Raw genomic sequence first — 20128 nt, forward strand, 5'->3', positions numbered from 1 at the left:
CCTGGGTCTGCGGGCATAGAGGAAGGCCAACCAATGGAGGCGCAGATGCTTGGCAAAACCCCGGACCTGATAGAAGACGTGCGGGCGCGGTTCGCCCATGTAGAGAGCTGCCCGTTCTCCGGCGAGCGGATCTTCTTCGAAAACGCGGGCGGGGCGCTGACCCTCAAGTCGGTGGTCGAAACCACTGCCAAGTTTGCCGCAATCCCCGATAATCAGGGCCGCGATAACCCGGCCTCGGCCCATCTCATGGATGTCATCGCCAAGGCGCGGACCGATGCAGCGACCTTCTTCAATGCCAACGGTGGGCAGGTGATTGTGGGCGAGAGCGGCACCGAGCTGCTGTTTCGTCTCGCCCGCGCCGCCTGTGCCGGTCAGCCCGCGGGCAAGGTCATCAGCTCCACGCTGGAACACCCCGCCAGCCGCTCTGCCGCAGCGCTGGGGGCCGAGGCCGCCGGGCTGGAGCACATCGTGGTGCCCCATGACAACGCAACCGGCACCATCGGGCCAGCGGCCTATGCCGCCGCGATGAGCCCGGATGTGCGCGTGGCCACCATCGTGCATGCCTCTCCCGTCACCGGCATGGGCACGGATGTGGCCGGGATCGCGGCCGAGATTCGCGCCATTGCGCCCGATTGCCTGATCCTCGTCGATGGCATCCAGCACGCCGCCCACGGCCATGTCGATGTCACCGCTGCCGGCGTCGATGGCTACGTGGTCTCGCCCTACAAGATGTTCTCGCGCCACGGCTTCGGCCTCGCCTGGCTGTCCGACAGGCTCGCCGCCCAGCCGCATGATACGCTTCAGGGCGGCGGCGGATGGGAGCTTGGCACGCGGGACACCGGGGCCTACGCCGCCTTTTCGGATGTGATCGACTACTTCACATGGCTCGGCGCTGCCTTGGGAGAAACCGGCGAAAAACGCGCCAAGATCGAGGCCGCCGCCGCCGCAATCCACGCCCATGAGACAGACCTGACCAACGCCATGTTGCACGGCACCGGCAACCAGAAGGGGCTGGCCGAGCTGCCCGGCGTCACCATCATCGGCGGGGTCGACAACCCGGCACGCGAGGGGCTGGTCTCTCTCACGCTCGATGGCCTCTCCGCCGAAAGCCTCGTTTCGGCCCTGCGCGAGCGCGGCATCCGCACCCACGCCCGCAAGGCCGACCATTACTCGGGCAACGTGCTCACCCCACTGGGCCTGCCCGGCTGCGTGCGGGTCTCGATGTGCCACTACAACACCGAAGGGGAGGTTGCCGCCTTCCTCTCGGCCATGGCGGAAATCGCAGAGCGCTGACACACGCTTTACGGGAATCGGCGCAGGGCCTATGCTGCCCGTATTGATCGTTTCCTTTTGAAAGCACTATTCCAATGGCCAAGAAAATTCGCCTGTCGTTCGACGATGGCCCAAAACCCGTGTCAGCGCTCACCCAGATTCTGAAAACCCTCGAAGACAACAAGATCATCGCCGATTTCTACGTGAACGGCGTCGAGATGGAGGACTCCGGCGGAAAGGCGGCGGTGCAAGCCATCCACGCGGCGCATCACAAGGTTGAAAATCACGCCTTCCACCACGTCGCACTAAGCCCGCTACCAATTGAAAAACTCCGCGAAGAGGTGCGCAGCAATCAGCAGATCATCAAGGATGCCATCGGCGTGGCCCCCACCCGGCTGCGCCCGCCCTATGGGGATGGCATGTGGACCAACCCCAAAGACCCGGAACTCCTGCAAGTGGCTCAAGAAGAAGGCCTGACCATCACCCTCTGGCGGGTCGATACCGAAGACTGGAAGGCCCCCATGGCGGGCAAGTGGGATTGGGTCATGGCCGAGGTCCAGAAATGGGCAACGAAAGACCTCAACGACGTGCTCATGCATGTGCTCGACACCACCGCCCGCGACCTGCCCGAGCTCATCACGCGCCTCAAGGGAGCCGGCTATGAGTTTGGTTAAGCTCACCGCGCTCTCACTGCTCGTCTCGGTCGCCCTCGCAGCCTGCCGCGAGGAAGACACCGCCACCGCCTCTCTGGCGGAGGCCGCAGCCAGCTACCGTGAAAACAGCGATGCCGCGAGCCTCGAGGCTGTCTCTCAGCAGATCGGGCCGGGCACCAAACGCGCCGAGGTGGAAGAGCTGATCGGCCCGCCCACCTATTCGCCGGTGGAGGGGGTGGCGATGTATGCCTCCGAAGACCGTCAGAAGGTGGGAGAACGTGAGCTGACGCTGGGCCTCATCGTCGATTACCGCGACGCCGACGCGCAGCTTACCGACAGCGTTCAAACCGTCAGCTACGGCCCGATTGGGGAATAGCCGCCAACAGCCGCACCCCGGCAAACGAAAAGGCCGCCCGAGTGGGGCGGCCTCGAAAGCCTTGGCAGCTTTTGCGCTCGGGCTTAGCCGTTCACGCTGTCTTTCAGAGCCTTGGCGATGGTCATCTTCACCACCTTGTCGGCCTCTTTCTTGATCTGGTCGCCGGTGGCGGGGTTGCGCACCATGCGCTCGGGGCGCTCGCGGCAGTAGATTTTGCCAACACCGGGAAGGGTCACGGCACCGCCGGCAGACACTTCTTTGGTGATGATTGCGGTGATCGCTTCCAGCGCCGCGGCAGCCGACTTCTTGTCGCTGTCCAGTTCTTCGGCGATTGCAGCGACCAGGGCAGTCTTGGTCATCGGTTTGGTTGCCATGTACTTGTCTCCTCGTAAGTGACCCATCTGTGGGTCTTATGTTCGGCAAAACTACGCCATCTTGCGGCGTCCCACAACGTTTAGTGGCCTTCAAGTCAATAAATCAAGGCGTTTTCTGGGGTTTTTGGCCTCAAAGGAAGGCGGTTTCGTCGAAACTGCGCAATTTCCTGCTGTGCAGGCGTTCCAGAGGCATGGTTCTCAGGTGTTCCATGGCCCTTATGCCGATCAACAGATGGTTCGCAACCTGTGATTTATAGAACTCCGAGGCCATACCAGGCAGCTTCAACTCGCCATGCAGCGGCTTGTCGCTGACGCACAAAAGCGTGCCGTAGGGCACCCTGAAGCGGAAGCCGTTGGCCGCAATCGTGGCGCTCTCCATATCCAGGGCAATCGCCCGGCTCTGGCTGAGCCGCTGCACCGGGCCGGACTGGTCGCGCAGCTCCCAGTTGCGGTTGTCGATGGTGGCCACCGTGCCCGTCCGCATGATCCGTTTCAGGTCAAACCCTTCCAGCCGGGTCACATCGGCCACCGCCTTCTCCAGCGCAATCTGGATCTCCGCCAGCGGCGGGATCGGCACCCAAACCGGCAGGTCATCGTCCAGCACGTGATCTTCGCGCAAGTAGGCGTGGGCGAGCACAAAATCGCCAAGGCTCTGGCTGTTCCGCAGCCCGGCGCAATGGCCCACCATCAGCCACGCGTGGGGGCGCAACACGGCAATATGGTCGGTCGCCGTCTTGGCGTTTGATGGGCCAACGCCAATGTTCACCAGCGTGATCCCCGCGCCATTCTCCGCCTTCAGGTGGTAGGTCGGCATCTGGGGCATCTTCGTCGGCGCGATGATCTCGGCCTCCGGGTCAGTGATTTCAACGTTCCCGGTGCTTACAAAGCTGGTGTACCCGCTCTTCGGATCGGCCAGCACATGCCGGGCGTAGGCCTCGAACTCCTCAACGTAAAACTGGTAGTTGGTAAACAGAACGTGGTTCTGAAAGTGGTCCGCCGCCGTGGCCGTGTAATGGCTGAGCCGGGCCAGCGAATAATCAATCCGCTGCGCGCTGAACGGGGCCAGCGGGTGGCTGCCATCTTCGTGGAGGTAGCCAAACTCATCCACGATCGCATCGTTCGTGGTGCTCAGGTCCGGCACATCGAACACATCGCGCAGCGGATAGCGCATCGCCCCGTCCTGCGGCACCGTCACATGGGCATCATTGGCCACCGCAAAATGCACCGGGATCGGGGTAGAAGACGGCCCGATCAGCACCGGCTGGCGATGATTGCGAATGAGCAGGCCAATCTGCTGTTTCAGATAAGACCGAAACAGGTCTGGCCGGGTAACAGTGGTAGCGTAGGTGCCCGGCCCGGCGACATGGCCAAAGGCAAGGCGGCTGTCGGTCTTGGCGTGGCTGGTCGTGGTGATGCGGATCTCGGGATAAAAAGCCCGGTAGCGCACCGAGGGCGCATCGCCCGTCACCGCCTCGCTGAAGTGCCGTGACAAGAACCGAGTGCTGTCGTGATACAACTCCTCAAGGCGGGCCACCGCCTTGCCCGGATCGTCGAACAGCTCTGCCTTCTGTCCGTCCGGCGTTACCACCGGGGTGATCTGATCGCTTGCGTTCATGTCGCCCCCTCCTCAAACAGCTCCGTCAGCTCAAACTTCGTAACATCCACAAGCCCGAGGTCCGAAATCCTGAGTTCGGGTATCACGACCAGCGCGAGGAGAGAATGCTGCATGTAGGCGTTGTTGAGCGTGCAGCCGCAGGCTTCCATAGCGCTCACCATCTGCGCCGCCTTCTCGGCAACCTCCTGCGCGGGGCTGTCGCTCATCAGCCCGGCAATCGGCAGTTCCACCAGCGCCAGCTCCGCCCCATCCTTCCAGACAGTCACGCCGCCGCCCACCTCGCCCAGCCGGTTGGCGGCCAGGGCCATCATCTCCCGGTCCGTGCCGACAACGATCATATGGTGGCTGTCATGGGCCACCGTCGAGGCCATCGCCATGCGCCCCTCGTAGCCGAAGCCTTTGACAAAGCCGTTGGTCACACCCCCGGTGCCCCGGTGCCGCTCCACCAGCGCAATCTGGCAGGTGCCATCCGCGCCCTCGGCCACGCCATCCACAACCGGCAAGTCTTCGGTGAGGGCCTTCGTCGGCGCTTGGTTCTCGACCACACCAATCACCCGAGCGCGAACCGAGTTCGCCCCCTCCGGCGCCGTGATCACAAAATCCGCTGCACCAAGCGACTTGCCAAGGTTCACCGTTGTCCGCGCATGATCCGGCCAGTCCAGATGAGGAAAATCGACACTAACTTTGCCGCTTTCAGCCACCAACTGCCCCTTGGCCCAAACCTTCTCAATCGGCAGGGCTTTAAGGTCGGAGGTCAAAATCACATCCGCCCGCCGCCCCGGCGCGATGGAGCCAAGCTCCCTCTCCAGCCCGAAATGCGTCGCCGTGTTTACCGTCGCCATCTGCAAGGCAACCAGCGGCTCGCAGCCGCATTCAATCGCATGGCGCACCACCCGGTTCATATGCCCGTCGTTCACCAGCGTCCCCGAGTGGCAATCATCCGTGCAGAGGATAAAATTGCGCGGGTCCAGCCCCTTCTCGGTCACCGCGGTGATCTGGCTTTCCACATCATACCACGCGCTGCCCAGCCGCATCATCGAGCGCATCCCCTGCCGCACCCGCATCACCGCGTCCGCCTCGCCGGTGCCCTCGTGGTCATCCGCCGGCCCGCCGGCCACATAGGCATGGAACGCCGGGCCAAGATCGGGCGAGGCATAATGCCCGCCCACCGTCTTGCCCGCCCGCTGCGTGGCGGCAATCTCGGCGAGCATTTTGGCATCGCCCGCGCTGACACCGGGAAAGTTCATCATCTCCCCCAGCCCGATGATCCCCGGCCATTCCATCGCCTCGGCCACATCATCGGGCGTAATCTCAAAGCCTGTCGTCTCCAGCCCCGGCGCAGAGGGCGCGCAGCTTGGCATCTGGGTAAAGATCGAAACCGGCTGAAGCAGAGCCTCATCGTGCATCAGCCGCACGCCCTCTAGCCCCAGCACATTCGCAATCTCATGCGGGTCGGCAAACATCACCGTGGTGCCGTGCGGGGTGACGGCCCGGGCAAACTCCGCAGGCGTCAGCATGCCGCTCTCAATGTGCATATGCCCGTCACACAGCCCGGGGATCAGGTAGCGCCCCTCGGCCTCCACCACCTCGGTGCCGTCCCCGATGCAATGCGAGGCATCGGGGCCGACATAGGCAAACCGCCCCGCCTTCACCGCAACCTGCCAGCCGTCAAGCACCTCGCGGCTCTGCACGTTCACCAACCTGCCGCGGCGGATCACCAGATCCGCCGCCGCGCGCCCTGCGGCCACCGCCACCAGTTCCGGTGCCGCCTCCGCCCATGTTTTGAAATCAGCCGTCATGGCGCAATTGTCCATGGCGCGCGGCCATCCGCAACCCCTGCCGGAACCGCCCCCGCGTCACCGGCGTTTTCAGCCCATGAACGTCGCGCCCGCCTCCCTCGTCTACTACCCCGACAGCCGCCCCGGCATTGCCCGCCGCCGCTGCGGGCGCGGTTTCACCTATACCGCGCCGGATGGCACCACCATTGACGACCGAAGCGAGCGCGCCCGGCTGAAGGCATTGGCCGTGCCACCCGCCTATGAGGACGTGTGGATCAGCCCCAAAGTGAACGGCCACCTGCAAGCCACCGGCTACGATGCCCGCACCCGCAAGCAATACCGTTACCACCCGGATTGGACGGCGTTTCGCGCCGCCACCAAATACGCCGAACTCCCCGCTTTCGGAGAGGCCCTGCCCGCCATTCGCCGCCGTGTCGCCCGCGACCTCACCCTCGACGCGGGCGAAGAGCCTTTCGCCCTCGCCGCCGTCATCGCCATGATGGACAGGCTCTCTCTGCGGGTCGGAAACAGTGACTATGCTACCGAAAACGGTACCTATGGCGCCACTACGCTCCGCTCCCGCCACCTGCGGCTGCAGGATGGCGACCTGCACCTTGGCTATACCTCCAAGGGCGGCAAGAAGGTGCAGCGCAAGATCGGCAACAAGCGGATGCAGCAAACCCTACAAAAGCTCGATGACCTCCCCGGCGCCGAGCTGGTGACATGGGTGGATGAGGAGGGCGACCCGCGCACCATCAGTTCCTCGCGCGTAAACGACTGGCTGGCCGATATCACCGGAACGCCGGGCATCACCGCCAAAACCTTCCGCACATGGTCCGGCTCCGTCGCGGCGCTGGAGGCGGCAAGTTTGGCTGAAACGGTCACGATCAAGGGCATGTCCGAGGCCGCCGCCAAGCGCCTCGGCAACACCCCCACCATCGCCCGCAACAGCTACATCCACCCCGCCGTCATCGACCTCGCCAACGACCCATCCGCCCTGCCCGATACCGCGCAAGACCGCCCCGGCTTGCGCCTCGCCGAGCGACGGCTGTTAAAGCTCATCGCCCGCTGGACACTCTAGGCAGAGGCTCGCCACGCGCCCTTACGCCCTCTTGACCCGGTGGCAGGGCCGACTATTCGTTACCCAATGCAAAAAGGTCTATTCTCCAGCCTGCCAAGCATCAGCAATTGGCCCGATCGCACCGATCTTTCGGCGGCGAGCGGCTGGGCTCTGCGCAATGGCCTCGCCGATGCGGGCGACTTTCTCTGTCTTATCAGGGCAGATGACACATCGCTTCTCTGGTGCGATGGCAGCGGCTGCACCCCGGATGACATCCGCACCGACCCGCCCGAGGGCATCGGTGCCACACTTTCCGCCGCGCTCACCGCCCTGCCCGACACGCGCTGCCTGCTCTTCGCCCGCCCGCCCCAAACACGGGCGCTGGCCGCACTGACCGAGAGCCAGTTGCAGCCGATCTGCCCGGATTCCTCTCTGTTTCACCACAAACATCTCGTCGATTCCGATTTCGGGGGGCGCACGCCAGAAGATGAGGGCGGCCGTCTCGCCGCCTTGCTTTCTTCTCCCGGTCTCCGGGCGGCGTTGATCGGCAACCAGGGCGTGCTCACCTTCGGACCCCGCGTGTCTCACGCGCTTTCCTTTCTGCATCGCTTCGAGCGGGCTGCCGGCACCTATCTGCGCGCCCTGTCCACCGGCCACAGCCTCCGCCGCCTCCCCGACGAGCTCGCATCCACACAGCCTGAGCCGGGTGCCGAGGCCTTCTTTGCCGCCGTGAAGCAGCAAAACAGTGCCTGACGCACCGGGGAAAACCCTGCTCTCCCTCGGTCACGGCTACTCCGCCCGCGCACTCGCCGCGCGTCTCGCGCCCGAGGGGTGGACGATCATCGGCACCACCCGCAGCGAGAGCAAGCTGCAGGCCCCCCACGCCGAAATGCACCTCTGGCCCGGCACCGATCTTGCGCCCCTCGCCGCCCGCGCCAGCCACATTCTGCTGAACGCCGCGCCCACGGAAGAGGGAGACCCGTTTCTGGCCGAAATAGGCTCTATCCTTGCCGAAAGCGCCCCTGACTGGCTTGGCTACCTCTCCACAACCGGCGTTTATGGTGACCACGCAGGCGGTTGGGTTGATGAGCAAACGCCGCTCTCCCCCTCCACCCGGCGCGGCGAGATGCGCACCCAAGCCGAGGCCGCGTGGCAAGCGCTGGCCGCCACCCACGACCTGCCCCTGCACATCTTCCGCCTTGCTGGCATCTATGGCCCCGGGCGCGGCCCATTCGCCAAGGTGCGGGCAGGCAAGGCCCGGCGTATCATCAAGCCCGGTCAGGTGTTTTCGCGGATCCATGTCGAGGACATCGCCCAAGTGCTCGCCGCCTCCATGGCCCGGCCCGCTCCCGGCGCGGTGTACAACCTCTGCGATGATGATCCGGCTCCGCCGCAAGACGTCATCGAACACGCCGCCAATCTCCTCGGCCTACCCTTGCCACCCGCAGTTTCTATCGAAGACGCGGAACTTTCTCCCATGGCCCGCAGTTTTTATGCCGAGAGCAAGCGGGTGAGGAATGACCGTATCAAGCGAGACCTTGGAATCGAGCTCCTCTACCCGACGTACCGGGACGGGCTCAGAGCACTCCTCGAAAGAGAGTGACATTCGGTCGTTGTCTGATGTGCTGGACGCGCTCGACGGGCTGACATCTGCCAAAACAGTTTCGGTTCAGGACTTGCTCGAAGAGGTCGGCGTTCGCGCGTTTGCGCCCCTCATCCTGATTCCCGCGCTCATTCTCGTTACGCCGATTTCGGGCATCCCGGGTCTGCCAACCCTTGGCGCGGTGCTGGTCGGGCTGGTGATTGTGCAAAAACTGCTTGGGCGAGAGCATCTTTGGCTCCCCGGGTGGCTGACCCGCCGCAAGGTTCGGGGCGAGAAGCTGGCAGATGCTGTCGACTGGATGCGCAAACCCTGCCACTGGATCGACAAACACTCCCGCAAACGCCTCAGCCCCTTGGTCTCGCGCCCCGCAAACTTGGTGGCAGCGGTTGTGATCACACTAATCTGCGTGATCATCCCGTTCTTGGAACTGCTGCCAATGGTCACCTCGCTCTTCGCGGTGGTCATCAGCCTCTTTGCCATCGGGCTCCTGCTCCGCGATGGGTTGTTCACGCTGGTTGGCTATCTATGGATCGGCGTTGCGGCGGGTGCGATTTACTGGCTGACGGGCTGAAACAGGCTCTGCTCAGGCGCGTTTGGAGCCAATCTGCGCCACATCCAGCACGCTCAACACCTTCGCTTCAATCTGCTCGGCATTCATCGCCGCCTCGGCCCACATGTCACGCGGGCTGGCCTGGTCGATGAAGGTATCGGGCAGCACCATAGAGCGAAATTTCAGCCCCTCATCAAACACGCCCCCTTCGGCGTATAGCTGTGCCACGTGGCTGCCAAAGCCGCCAATCGCGCCTTCTTCGATTGTGATCACGGCATCATGCTCGGCGGCGAGCCGCAGGCAAAGCTCCTTGTCCAGCGGCTTGGCAAAGCGCGCATCGGCAATCGTTGGCGTCACGCCGCGGGCGGCCAGCGCCTCTGAAGCCTGCATCACCTCCGCCAGCCGCGCCCCGAAGGACAGCAGCGCCACGCCTTTGCCTTCCTGAATCACCCGGCCCTTGCCGATTTCCAGTGGAATGCCGCGCTCCGGCATGTCCACACCCACGCCCTCGCCGCGCGGATAGCGGAAGGCAATTGGCCCGTCGTCATGCGCAGCCGCCGTGGCCACCATGTGCCGCAACTCCGCCTCATCGGCAGCAGCCATCACCACGAATCCGGGCAAGTTGGCGAGGAAGGCCACATCAAACGCACCCGCATGGGTCGCCCCATCGGCCCCCACCAGCCCGGCGCGGTCGATGGCAAAGCGCACCGGCAGGCGCTGGATCGCCACGTCATGCACAACCTGGTCGTAGCCGCGTTGCAGGAAGGTGGAGTAGATGGCGCAGAAGGGCCTCAACCCGCCCGCCGCCTGACCGGCTGCAAAGGTAACGGCATGCTGCTCGGCAATACCCACATCAAACACCCGCCCGGGGAAGTGCTTGCCCACAAGGTCCAGCCCCGTGCCATCCGGCATGGCGGCGGTCACGGCGGTGATACGCGGATCGGCCTCTGCCTCCTGAATCAGGCTCTCTGCAAAGACTTTCGTGTAACTCGGCGCATTGCTCGGCGCCTTTTTCTGCTTGCCGGTGACCACATCGAACTTGGCAACACCATGCCCCTTGTCGGGCGCTTCTTCGGCGGGCGCATAGCCCTTGCCCTTCTTTGTGATCACATGGATCAACACCGGCCCATCTGCCCGCGCCTTTACCGTGCGCAACACCGGCAGCAGCTGCTCCATATCGTGCCCGTCAATCGGCCCGACGTACGAGAAGCCCAGCTCCTCAAACATCGTGCCGCCAACCGTCACGCTCTTCAGCAGCTCCTTGGCCCGCCGCGCACCCTCTTGGAACGGCTCTGGCAGCAGGCTCACCGCCCCCTTGGCCGCCGCCTTGAACTCTTGAAACGGCGCGCCGGCATAAAGTCGGCTGAGGTAGGCACTCATCGCGCCGGTCGGCGGGGCGATCGACATCTCATTGTCGTTCAGCACGACGAAAAGCCGCTTGCCGAGGTGGCCCGCGTTGTTCATCGCCTCATAGGCCATTCCCGCACTCATCGCGCCATCGCCGATAACGGCAATCGCATCGCCCAGCGGCGGATCGGCGGGGGCGCCAAGATCACGGGCCACGGCAAAGCCCAGCGCCGCACTGATGCTGGTGGAGGAATGCGCCGCGCCAAATGGGTCATAGGGGCTTTCGGAGCGTTTGGTAAAACCGCTCAGCCCGTCCTTCTGGCGCAGGGTGCGAATGCGGTCGCGCCGCCCGGTCAGGATCTTGTGGGGGTAGCACTGGTGCGACACGTCCCAAACCAGCCGGTCGCGCGGGGTGTCAAACACCGCATGAATCGCCACTGTCAGCTCAACCACGCCAAGCCCGGCCCCAAGGTGGCCGCCGGTCTGGCTGACGGCATCAATCGTCTCGGTCCGCAGCTCGCCCGCCACCTGCAGCAGCTCGCTATCGCTCATCTGGCGCAGGGCGGACGGGTCATTCACCCGGTCGAGAAGCGGCGTGGCTGGGCTCTGGCTCATTCTGGCCTCCTAACTGCGGCGGGCAATAACGAAACGCGCGACCTCCCGCAACGTTTCCGCCGACGGCCCGTAGGGCTCCAGCGCCGCAATGGCGCCTTCCACGAGCTCAGCGGCACGTTTCCGCGCAGGTTCTAGTCCGAGAAGCGAAACAAAGGTCGCCTTGCCCCGGGCCGCATCCTTTCCAACCGCTTTGCCTACGGTTTCTGCGCTTCCCTCTACATCCAATATGTCATCAAAGATTTGAAAGGCCCGCCCGATTGCATCGCCATAATGTCGCAGGGCAGCACTTTGAGCGCCCGCCATGCGCGGCCCGGCCAGCGCCGACCACGTGATAAGCGCCCCGGTTTTCCCGGCCTGGAGCGCCTCGATCTCGGGCAGGGTCAGCGGCGTTTCGGCGGTTTCGGCGGCAATGTCAGCCGCCTGCCCGCCCACCATGCCCGCCACGCCCGCTGCCTCGGCCAGGCTCTGCACCAGCGCAATTCGGGCCTCCGCAGGCAGGCTTGCACCGGCGATCAGCTGAAACGCGAGCGATTGCAGCGCATCGCCTGCCAGCACCGCCGTTGCCTCATCCCATTTGCGATGCACCGTTGGCTGGCCCCGCCGCAGGTCGTCGTCATCCATACAGGGCAGGTCGTCATGTACGAGGCTATAGGCATGCAGCGCTTCGATCGCCCCGGCCACCGGCCCCGCCGCCGCGTCCACGCCATAGAGCCGCGCCGATTCCACCACCAGAAGCGCCCGCAGCCCCTTGCCGCCTCCGCAGGCATAACCCATCGCCTCGGCCACGCGCCCTCGCTGCGGCACGGCACCAGCAATCGCCGCGCTGGCCAGCTCACGGGCCTCAAACAGTCTCTGTTTCACGGCAAAACGCCCCTAGTCGACGTCCAGCGGCTGGGTGCCCGTGGGCGCGCCCTCGGCGTCTGTGGTGATCTTGGCTACCTTCTCCTCGGCGGCCTTCAGCAGAGCATCACACTTAGCGCGCAGCTCCGAGCCACGCTGATAGAGGGCAATCGAATCTTCCAGCGGCACGTCTCCGCCTTCCAGACGGCCCACCACGTTTTCCAGCTCGCGGATCGCCTCCTCGAAGCTCATCTCAGCCACCGGCTTCTCGCTCATCTTTCGCCCCGCTTCATCAAAACCTTCACATGCGCCGCCGTGCTCGCGGCCAGCGCCTCCAGATCATATCCGCCCTCCAGCGTCGAGACCACCCGGCCCCCGGCATGGGCATCCGCCACATCGCACAGCCGCTCCGTTGCCCAGGCAAAATCCTCTTCCACGAGGTTCATCTGCGCCAAAGGGTCGGCGCGGTGGGCATCGAAGCCAGCAGAAATCAGCACTAGCTCCGGCGCAAAGTCATCCAGCGCCGGCAGCATCTCGGCCTCCATCACCCGGCGAAACCCGGCAGAGCCCGTGTCAGGCGGCAGCGGCACGTTCATCACGTTGTTGTCGGCCCCGGTCTCATGCTGCGCGCCCGTGCCCGGATAAAGCGGTGATTGATGGGTGGAGATGAAAAGGCAGCGGGTTTCATCCCACAACAGGTCTTGCGTGCCATTCCCGTGGTGAACGTCAAAATCCATAATCGCCACACGGCTCAACCTATGCACATCCAGCGCGTTTTTTGCCGCGATAGAGACGTTTCCGAACAGGCAAAAGCCCATCGGCGTGGCCTTCTCTGCATGGTGGCCCGGCGGGCGGGCGGCAACAAAGGCGTTTTGCGCCACATCGCGCATCACCCGCTCCACCGCCGCCACGCAGCCCCCCGCGCCACGCAGCGCCGCCTTGAGCGAACCGGCCATGACATGGGTATCGGCATCTATCGAGGCCCAGCCATCGCCCGCCGCCTCAACAGCCCGTTCCACCGCCGCCACATGCGCTTCGGGATGCACCCGCAGCAGTTCGGCCCGGTCGGCCAGCGGGCAATCATGCCAGTCCAGCGCCGCAAAATCCGGCCCTTCCAACACCTCCAATATCGCCTCAAGCCGCGCCACCCGCTCGGGGTGGCCGGGGGGCGTAAGGTGCTTCAGGCAGTCGTCATGGGTGAATACAGCGGTTGTCATGGCGCTACCCTGCCGCGCCGCGCCCGCACTCGCAAGCTACTCGGGCACACGAAACGTGAGAGAGGCCCAAAGCGAGCGCCAAACAGGCCCGGCGTCCACGTCGTCATTCTGGGTGCTCTGCACGATCACGGAATCCACCAAGTACTCATGGCCCGGCGTCACATCAAAGCGAACGCGCCCGCCACGCGTGGTCTTCAGTTGAAACACCTCAACGCTCCCATCGGGCGCCTTGTCGAACACCTCCACCTGCGTGTTCCCCAGCTTGGCACCGTAGTGATAAAGATCCACCAGCATCCCGGCGCCAAGATTGTCGGCGTAGGGGTTCAGCACGGCAACAAGCTCGAGGTCTAGCCCCACCTCAACATCCGCGCCCTCACCATGGCCCACACCAACAAGCGCCTTGGCATAACGGCGGTAAGCCTCTTTGAAGCCCGCGTCCGGCAGGCCGCGCTGGCGATGCACCCCTTCGAGAAACGCCCAATCCTTATGGGCGAGGAAGCGCTTGAACACTTCGATGTCCTTGTAGGTCACCGTCAGGTCGCTGGTTTCATGCACCGCCACGTTCAGCCCCTCCGCCGGGGCCGGGACGTTGAGCGCCGGGCGGTCCCCCACCCGCGGCGTCACCTCTGTCTTGCCAGCCGGGGAAGTCACAAAGAACTGCTCCGAGCGCCCGGGCACAAACACGTAACCCCCGCCTTTGAACTCTTGCCCTACCCGGAACTCCGCGCTTAGCGTGCCCCCAGCCGGCACCTGATAGGCATCGGGCGAAATCCAGAATTCATGAGCCTGCGCGGGAAGCGCGGCGATGAGGCAGAAAGCGAGCGAAGCGAAACGCATGAAGACCCTTACCCTTTGGCAGTCCCTACGGACACTGGCACTCGCCCTCCTGCTGTCAACCCACGCCTCCGCGAGCGCCGCGCATGAGTTAAACCCATCTGTGGCCGATGTGACGGTTTCGGCAGAAACAGTGACACTTCAGGTCACTCTCAACGCAGAGGCCATTTTGGCCGGGGTCGATCAATCCGCCGGAGAAAACACCGACGATGTGCCACAGGCCGAGGCCTATGACGCCCTGCGCGCCCTGCCTGCGGAAGAACTCGCAAGCCGTTTGCGGGCTGTCTGGCCGGAGTTGCAGGACGATTTCGAAGTCTTGGCAGGCGATGCGCCCGTCTCCCTCACGCTGGGCGAGGTGTCCGTCGCGGAAGTGCCAGACGCGTCTCTCCCGCGCGATACAACGGCTGTGATCACAGGCGCCCTGCCGCCCGGAGACGCGCCCGTTACTATCGGCTGGGCCTCCACCCTTGGCCCGCTGATCCTGCGCCAGATGGGTGGTGGAGAAGATGCTTATTCCGATTTCCTCAACCCCGGCACCAGCAGCCAGCCTCTGCCCCGCTCGGGTGAGGTGGTAACAGAAGGCGGGTTTGCGCTTTTCGCCCGCTATATCGTGGTTGGCTTCGAGCACATCATCCCCAAGGGGCTGGATCATATCCTGTTTGTGCTCGGCCTCTTTTTCTTTTCGCTCCACCTGCGCCCGCTGCTCTGGCAGGTCACCGCCTTCACTTTGGCGCACACCGTCACGCTGGCGCTCGCCAGCCTGAAGATCGTGCTGATCCCGGCACCCGTGGTGGAGCCGCTCATCGCCGCCTCCATCGTCTATGTCGCGGTCGAGAACATCTTCGGCGGGCGGCTCGGCTGGCGGCGCATCGTCGTTGTCACCCTCTTCGGCCTGCTGCACGGCCTCGGTTTCGCCTATGTGCTGGGTGATGTCGGGCTGGAGCCATCGCGGTTCCTGGCAGGGCTGATAGGCTTCAACATCGGCGTCGAGATCGGGCAACTCACCGTCATCGCGCTCGCGTTCCTGACCGTGGGCTACTGGCTGGGGCAGAAACCTTGGTATCGCCGCGCGGTCGCCATCCCCGCCTCCCTCGCAATCGCCGCCATCGCCGCCTTCTGGGTGGTCGAGCGCACGCTGCTCTGAGGCCTATTTCATCGTCGCGTTGATCTTGCCCCGCGCCGCCCGGTCCTTGCCCAGCTGTTGCTCGCGCCAAACGATAAAGACGCCCGCGCATATCACCAAAGCCGCGCCGCCCAGCATCTGCAATGTCGGCAGCTCGTTGAACACGAAGTAGCCGATCACCAGCGCCCAGATCATCGAGCTATAGGTGTAGGGCGCCAGCAGGGAGGCGTCGGCATAGCGGTAGGAGGACGTCACAAGGATCTGCCCGGCCCCGCCGATCAACCCGGCACCCACCAGCAGCAGCCACTCCTGAGGGCTTGGCCAGACCCAGCCCCACGGGATCGTCAGAAGAGAAAGCAGCGTGGCCGTGCCCGAGAAGTAAAAGACAATGGCCGCCGTCGACTCCTTCGACGCCATCGCCTTGACGAAGATCTGCGCCAGCGAGGCCAGAATGGCGGACGAAAGCACCATCACCGTGCCGATAAACTCCCGCTCGCCGCCCGAAAGCGTCAGCCGCGGCCACATGATGATGAGCACGCCCACCAGCCCCACTGCCACCGCGCTGATCCGCAGCAGGCGCACCCGCTCCTTGAGCAACAGCGCCGCGAAGATCACGATGAGGATCGGCGTGACAAACCGCAGCGCGGTCACTTCCGGCAGGGGCAGGTAACGGAGCCCAAGAAAGCCCAGCCCCATCGCAGCCGAGCCCGCAATCGCCCGAATCGCATGGCTCCGCACGCTCTTCACCTTGAGCCCGCTCGGCATGTCTCCCCTGATCCAGAGCCACAGCACGATCACGGGCAGTGCGCAGCCCGCGCGGAAAAACACGGTCTGCCCCACCGGAATGCCCTCCGCCGCCTTCACAAGCGCGCCCATGATGGTGAACATGAATATGGCGCTCAGAGTGAGCGAAATGCCGACGAGAGGTTTCATTATACAGGTTTGTCCGGGTCTTGCGCCCTTAGACCACGCCGCGCCCCAAGGTGCGACCGCAAATTATTCCGCCGCGGCGCGCACCGTCATCCGGTAGGCCGAAACTGCCGCCTGTATCCCCTCCGAGGCACGCGAAAGCGGATAGGGGCCCAGACGGTTGCTATGCACCCTGAAGATTACGCCCGCCCGCTCGCGTTCGGGAATGTTGAGCACGTAAACACGCGCGTCGATCCCCTTTGCGGAGAAGCTGCGCCGGATCTGCCTCGCCATTCGGAGGCCATCCGCCGCGCTCGGATCATGCAGCCGCAACTGCACCTGCAAATCCCGCGCCTCCCCCACCTCTCCACGGAACACCACCTTCTCAATGGTTTGCGCCAAGGGCCGCAAGGTCGGGTCACCCGTGATCTTGTAATAGCCCAGCGCAAGCGCAGAGGGCAGCGCAACAACAAAGGCGAGGAACAGACCGTATAAGAGCTGCTTGACCCACATGCGGGAGCCTCCAAACACAGGAAAGGCGGGCCCAGTCTCCCAGCCCCGCCTTTCAATCCGGTTAAGAGGTACCCGGTCAGCTCCTCACAAGCTTCTCATAGCTGTCGCTCATGTCACGGGTCAGCGCGCCTACCTCAAACTTCCAGTCGCCAATCTCGCCCACCGGGGTCACCTCGGCGGCGGTGCCGGTCAGCCAGCATTGCTCAAAGCCTTCCAGCTCCTCTGGCATGATGTGGCGCTCATGCACCTTGATCTGCCGCTCCTCCAGCATCCCGATCACGGTCTGCCGGGTGATCCCGTTGAGGAAGCAATCAGGCTTGGGCGTATGCACCTCACCATCCTTGACGAAGAAGATATTGGCCCCCGTCGCCTCGGCCACGTAGCCGCGGTAATCCATGAACAGCGCGTCCGAGCAGCCCTTGGCCTCGGCCTCATGCTTGCTCATCGTGCAAATCATGTAGAGCCCCGCAGCCTTGGCATGCACCGGGATCGTCTCGGGGCTCGGCCGCTTCCACTTGGCCACATCCAGCTTGGCGCCCTTCATCTTGGCGTCGCCGTAGTAGTTGCCCCACTCCCAGCCAGCGATGCCCACGCGCACCGGGTTCTTCATGGAAGAAACGCCCATGTCCTCGCCCGATCCGCGCCATGCGACGGCCCGCACATAGGCATCCGTCCAGCCATTGGCCTTCAGCATCTCGTATTTCGCCGCTTCCAGCTCATCGACAGTGTAGGGGATATCAAAATCCAGCCACTTCGCCGAGGCAATCAGCCGCTCGCTGTGCTTGCGGCTCTCGAAAATCGTGCCGTTGTAGCAGCGCTCGCCCTCGAACACGCTGGAGGCATAGTGCAGCCCGTGGGTCAGCAGGTGCACATTGGCGCTGCGCCAGTCCACCAGCTTGCCATCCATCCAGATTTTGCCGTCACGGTCATCATAGGCTCCAACCATCGGACCCTCCTCCAATTTTTCGAATATTGCGCACGAAAGGTCCGTACCGGACACAATCTTGCGCAAAACCTGCGACTCGCTACCAATCCATCCTTGGAAAGTCAACAAGGCTGACATAATATCCGCCACCAAGAGGAGAAATCCAGACAGGACAACAACATGGCCGACGGCCCCGGTAATCCGCAATCGAGCGAAAGCCTGCTGTTTCTGACCGATGAGCAGTTACGCAAGGGAATCGAGGCGATGTTCTTCGCCTATCGCGGCTTCACCGCTGATCCCGATCGTATCCTCGGCGAGCTTGGCTATGGCCGTGCACACCATCGGGCGGTGCATTTCATCCACCGCTCCCCCGGCACCACCGTCAACAACCTGCTCTCCATTCTCGGCGTCACCAAACAGTCTCTCAACCGCGTGCTGCGCACCCTCATCGAGGATGGCCTTGTTGAAAGCCGCGTGGGCCGGCAAGACAGGCGCGAGCGGCACCTTCACCTTACAGAAGCGGGCACCCGGCTGGAGCAGCGCCTGTCAGACGCCCAGCGCGACAGGATGCGCGCCGCGTTCCGTCAAGCCGGTCCCGAAGCCGTGATTGGCTTTCGCACCGTGCTCGAAGCGATGATGGACCCGGAGCTGCGGCATCACTATACCGCGCTCAAGGAGGGGAACTGATGGTTTCGATCGACCAGTGTGACGCGCATCTACTGATCGTCGATGATGACGAGCGGATTCGCGGGCTGTTGCAAAAGTTCCTGCTGCGCCACGGCTTTATCACCACCTCCGCGCGCGACGCCGCCCACGCCCGCCGCCTGCTCTCCGGGCTGGAGTTTGACCTGATCGTGATGGACGTGATGATGCCCGGCGAAACCGGGGTGGAGCTGACCCGCGCCCTGCGCGAAACCGTCACCACCCCCATCCTCCTGCTTACCGCCAAGGGCGAAACCGAAGACCGGATCGCAGGGCTTGAGGCCGGGGCAGATGACTACCTCGCCAAGCCCTTCGAGCCCAAAGAACTGCTGCTGCGCATCAACGCCATCCTGCGCCGCGTGCCCAACGAGGTCGCGGTCGATACCGGCCCCAAGGTGCTCTCCCTCGGCCCGGTTCGCTACGATGTCGCCCGCGGCGAGATGTGGAAGGGCGAGGAGATGGTTCGCCTCACCGCCACCGAAAGCGCCCTCATGCGCATCTTCTCCGCCCAGCCCGGTGCCGCCGTCACCCGCAACAAGCTGGTCGAAGACTTGGGCCGCGATGGCGGCCAGGCGCAGGAACGCGCCGTCGACGTGCAGATCACGCGGCTCCGGCGCAAGATCGAAGCCGACCCAAAACAGCCCCGCTACCTTCAAACCGTGCGCGGCGAAGGCTACATGCTCGCCCCGGATTGAGCGCCGGTTCGTGGAGCGGCACCCACCCTGCGGAAGGCTGTAGGGTGGGCAATCTGCCCACCACCCGCTCACCCCAACTGCGCCACCGCCCAGCGCGCCGCATCCGCCACCACTGGGTCACTGTCTTCACAAAGCCCCTGCGCCACCGGCTTCAACCGCGCCGCACCCGAGTTGCCAATCGCGTAAAGCACATTGCGCACAAACCGCCCCCGCCCGATCCGCTTGATCGGCGAGCCGGAAAACCGCGCCCGAAACGCCGCATCATCCAGCCCCGCCAACTCTTCCAGCGCGGGCAAATCCGTCTCTATTCCGCCGCGATACCGCATATCCGCCGCCTCGACGGCAAACTTGTTCCAAGGGCAAACCGCTAGGCAATCGTCGCAGCCGTAAATCCGGTTGCCCATCAGCCCCCGCAACGCCTCGTCCACCGGCCCCGCGTGCTCAATCGTCAGGTAAGAGATGCACCGCCGCGCATCGAGTTGATAGGGCGCGGGAAATGCCCCGGTCGGGCAAACCTCAAGGCACTTCCGGCAACTCCCGCAATGGTCCACTTCCGCCGGATCAGGCTCGATTTCCAGCGTCGTGAACACACTCCCGATGAAGAACCACGAGCCCATCTCCCGGCTGACAAGGTTGGTATGTTTGCCCTGCCACCCAAGCCCCGCCGCCTGCGCCAGCGGCTTCTCCGCCACCGGCGCGGTATCGACAAACACCTTGATCTCCCCGCCGAACTCCTCGATCAGCCAGCGCCCCAACCGCTTCAGCCGTTTCTTGACGATATCGTGGTAATCGCGCCCCCGCGCATAGGCCGAGATCATCCCCTTCTCGCGCTCCCCCAGCGCCGCCAGCGGGTCAAACTCCGGCCCGTAACTCTCGCCCAGCACCAATATGCTCCGCGCCTCGGGCCAGAGCGCTGTGGGGTCTTCACGCCACTCAAGGCGCTTTTCCATCCAAGCCATCTCGCCATGGCGGCCCTCCCGCAGGAAGGCCCTCAGCCACTCCGGCACCCGGTCAAACGGCGCTGCCCGCGCCACGCGGCACAGCGAGAATCCCTCCTCAAGCGCACGTGCAACGATGGCGTCCTTCACCACCCCGCCCCATTTTCTTGCTGAAAATATCTCCGGGGG

The 20128-nt window shown here is 64.2% G+C and carries 22 protein-coding genes; 10 read left to right on the forward strand and 12 right to left on the reverse strand.

The features are described from left to right. The first annotated feature begins 45 nt into the window (after positions 1-45). The 3 genes from ACXAG6_RS02125 to ACXAG6_RS02135 all read left to right on the forward strand — a co-directional run bounded on the left by ACXAG6_RS02125 (position 46) and on the right by ACXAG6_RS02135 (position 2301). Positions 46-1293, forward strand: coding sequence for an aminotransferase class V-fold PLP-dependent enzyme (locus ACXAG6_RS02125; RefSeq protein WP_475334565.1), 1248 nt, complete (start codon positions 46-48; stop codon positions 1291-1293). 74 nt (positions 1294-1367) lie between these two features. Further along, on the forward strand, positions 1368-1946 hold the full coding sequence (locus tag ACXAG6_RS02130) for a polysaccharide deacetylase family protein (RefSeq protein ID WP_475334566.1): 579 nt from the start codon (positions 1368-1370) through the stop codon (positions 1944-1946). Continuing rightward, the gene (locus ACXAG6_RS02135) at positions 1933-2301 is read left to right on the forward strand and encodes a hypothetical protein (RefSeq protein ID WP_475334569.1); all 369 of its coding nucleotides are present in this window, start codon (positions 1933-1935) and stop codon (positions 2299-2301) included. Before ACXAG6_RS02130 ends, ACXAG6_RS02135 begins: the two co-directional genes overlap by 14 nt. Positions 2302-2384: 83 nt before the next feature. On the opposite strand, the gene ACXAG6_RS02140 is transcribed toward ACXAG6_RS02135, so the two are convergent. From ACXAG6_RS02140 to ade, 3 genes are all read right to left on the reverse strand, one after another. Continuing rightward, on the reverse strand, positions 2385-2675 hold the full coding sequence (locus ACXAG6_RS02140; protein ID WP_140012407.1) for an HU family DNA-binding protein: 291 nt from the start codon (positions 2673-2675) through the stop codon (positions 2385-2387). Positions 2676-2805: 130 nt separating this feature from the next. Then, positions 2806-4290, reverse strand: a complete 1485-nt coding sequence (locus ACXAG6_RS02145; RefSeq protein ID WP_475334572.1) for an AMP nucleosidase — start codon at positions 4288-4290, stop codon at positions 2806-2808. Beyond that, positions 4287-6089: an adenine deaminase gene (ade, locus tag ACXAG6_RS02150; RefSeq protein WP_475334574.1), complete on the reverse strand. Its 1803-nt coding sequence runs from the start codon at positions 6087-6089 to the stop codon at positions 4287-4289. Before ade ends, ACXAG6_RS02145 begins: the two co-directional genes overlap by 4 nt. Positions 6090-6165: 76 nt before the next feature. On the opposite strand from ade, the gene ACXAG6_RS02155 reads away from it, so the two are divergent. The 4 genes from ACXAG6_RS02155 (at position 6166) to ACXAG6_RS02170 (ending at position 9302) form a co-directional block, all read left to right on the forward strand. Then, positions 6166-7149 (forward strand): DNA topoisomerase IB, encoded by a 984-nt coding sequence (locus ACXAG6_RS02155; protein WP_475334576.1) that lies wholly within the window; start codon positions 6166-6168, stop codon positions 7147-7149. A gap of 66 nt (positions 7150-7215) precedes the next feature. Then, complete coding sequence (locus ACXAG6_RS02160; RefSeq protein ID WP_475334578.1) at positions 7216-7881, forward strand: class II aldolase/adducin family protein; 666 nt, start codon at positions 7216-7218, stop codon at positions 7879-7881. Then, complete coding sequence (locus ACXAG6_RS02165) at positions 7874-8731, forward strand: SDR family oxidoreductase (RefSeq protein ID WP_475334580.1); 858 nt, start codon at positions 7874-7876, stop codon at positions 8729-8731. The genes ACXAG6_RS02160 and ACXAG6_RS02165 overlap by 8 nt, the downstream gene beginning before the upstream one ends. 19 nt (positions 8732-8750) lie before the next feature. Continuing rightward, positions 8751-9302, forward strand: coding sequence for an exopolysaccharide biosynthesis protein (locus ACXAG6_RS02170; RefSeq protein WP_475337900.1), 552 nt, complete (start codon positions 8751-8753; stop codon positions 9300-9302). Between the two features lie 12 nt (positions 9303-9314). On the opposite strand, the gene dxs is transcribed toward ACXAG6_RS02170, so the two are convergent. From dxs to ACXAG6_RS02195, 5 genes are read right to left on the reverse strand one after another with little or no spacing between them, the layout of a single operon-like run. After that, positions 9315-11243, reverse strand: a complete 1929-nt coding sequence (dxs, locus tag ACXAG6_RS02175) for a 1-deoxy-D-xylulose-5-phosphate synthase (protein WP_475334583.1) — start codon at positions 11241-11243, stop codon at positions 9315-9317. 9 nt (positions 11244-11252) lie between these two features. After that, the gene (locus ACXAG6_RS02180; protein WP_475334585.1) at positions 11253-12104 is read right to left on the reverse strand and encodes a polyprenyl synthetase family protein; all 852 of its coding nucleotides are present in this window, start codon (positions 12102-12104) and stop codon (positions 11253-11255) included. 12 nt (positions 12105-12116) lie between these two features. Next, complete coding sequence (locus ACXAG6_RS02185; RefSeq protein WP_140012415.1) at positions 12117-12359, reverse strand: exodeoxyribonuclease VII small subunit; 243 nt, start codon at positions 12357-12359, stop codon at positions 12117-12119. Further along, entirely contained in the window at positions 12356-13300 is a 945-nt protein-coding gene (locus ACXAG6_RS02190) for a histone deacetylase family protein (protein WP_475334588.1), read from the reverse strand. The genes ACXAG6_RS02185 and ACXAG6_RS02190 overlap by 4 nt, the downstream gene beginning before the upstream one ends. Positions 13301-13336: 36 nt before the next feature. Continuing rightward, complete coding sequence (locus tag ACXAG6_RS02195) at positions 13337-14137, reverse strand: DUF4198 domain-containing protein (RefSeq protein ID WP_475334590.1); 801 nt, start codon at positions 14135-14137, stop codon at positions 13337-13339. Here ACXAG6_RS02195 and ACXAG6_RS02200 point away from each other — a divergent pair. Next, complete coding sequence (locus ACXAG6_RS02200) at positions 14136-15278, forward strand: HupE/UreJ family protein (protein ID WP_475334592.1); 1143 nt, start codon at positions 14136-14138, stop codon at positions 15276-15278. The two genes, ACXAG6_RS02195 and ACXAG6_RS02200, sit on opposite strands and share 2 nt — an antisense overlap. Positions 15279-15281: 3 nt before the next feature. Here ACXAG6_RS02200 and ACXAG6_RS02205 read toward each other — a convergent pair whose 3' ends face one another. The 3 genes from ACXAG6_RS02205 to ACXAG6_RS02215 form a co-directional block, all read right to left on the reverse strand. Then, a complete protein-coding gene (locus ACXAG6_RS02205) occupies positions 15282-16190 on the reverse strand; it encodes a DMT family transporter (RefSeq protein ID WP_475334595.1) in 909 nt (302 codons plus the stop codon). Positions 16191-16253: 63 nt separating this feature from the next. Further along, the gene (locus tag ACXAG6_RS02210) at positions 16254-16679 is read right to left on the reverse strand and encodes a hypothetical protein (RefSeq protein ID WP_475334597.1); all 426 of its coding nucleotides are present in this window, start codon (positions 16677-16679) and stop codon (positions 16254-16256) included. 76 nt (positions 16680-16755) lie between these two features. Then, on the reverse strand, positions 16756-17625 hold the full coding sequence (locus ACXAG6_RS02215; RefSeq protein ID WP_475334599.1) for a branched-chain amino acid aminotransferase: 870 nt from the start codon (positions 17623-17625) through the stop codon (positions 16756-16758). A gap of 159 nt (positions 17626-17784) precedes the next feature. Here ACXAG6_RS02215 and ACXAG6_RS02220 point away from each other — a divergent pair, with 159 nt between their 5' ends. Both ACXAG6_RS02220 and ACXAG6_RS02225 read left to right on the forward strand, forming a co-directional pair. Continuing rightward, positions 17785-18291 (forward strand): MarR family winged helix-turn-helix transcriptional regulator, encoded by a 507-nt coding sequence (locus ACXAG6_RS02220; protein ID WP_475334601.1) that lies wholly within the window; start codon positions 17785-17787, stop codon positions 18289-18291. Positions 18292-18299: 8 nt separating this feature from the next. Beyond that, positions 18300-19001: a response regulator gene (locus ACXAG6_RS02225; protein ID WP_140015951.1), complete on the forward strand. Its 702-nt coding sequence runs from the start codon at positions 18300-18302 to the stop codon at positions 18999-19001. Positions 19002-19069: 68 nt separating this feature from the next. On the opposite strand, the gene queG is transcribed toward ACXAG6_RS02225, so the two are convergent. After that, positions 19070-20089: a tRNA epoxyqueuosine(34) reductase QueG gene (gene queG, locus ACXAG6_RS02230; RefSeq protein WP_475334603.1), complete on the reverse strand. Its 1020-nt coding sequence runs from the start codon at positions 20087-20089 to the stop codon at positions 19070-19072. Between the last annotated feature and the right edge of the window lie 39 nt (positions 20090-20128).

The sequence above is a fragment of the Vannielia sp. ABF1_015 genome (assembly GCF_056160745.1).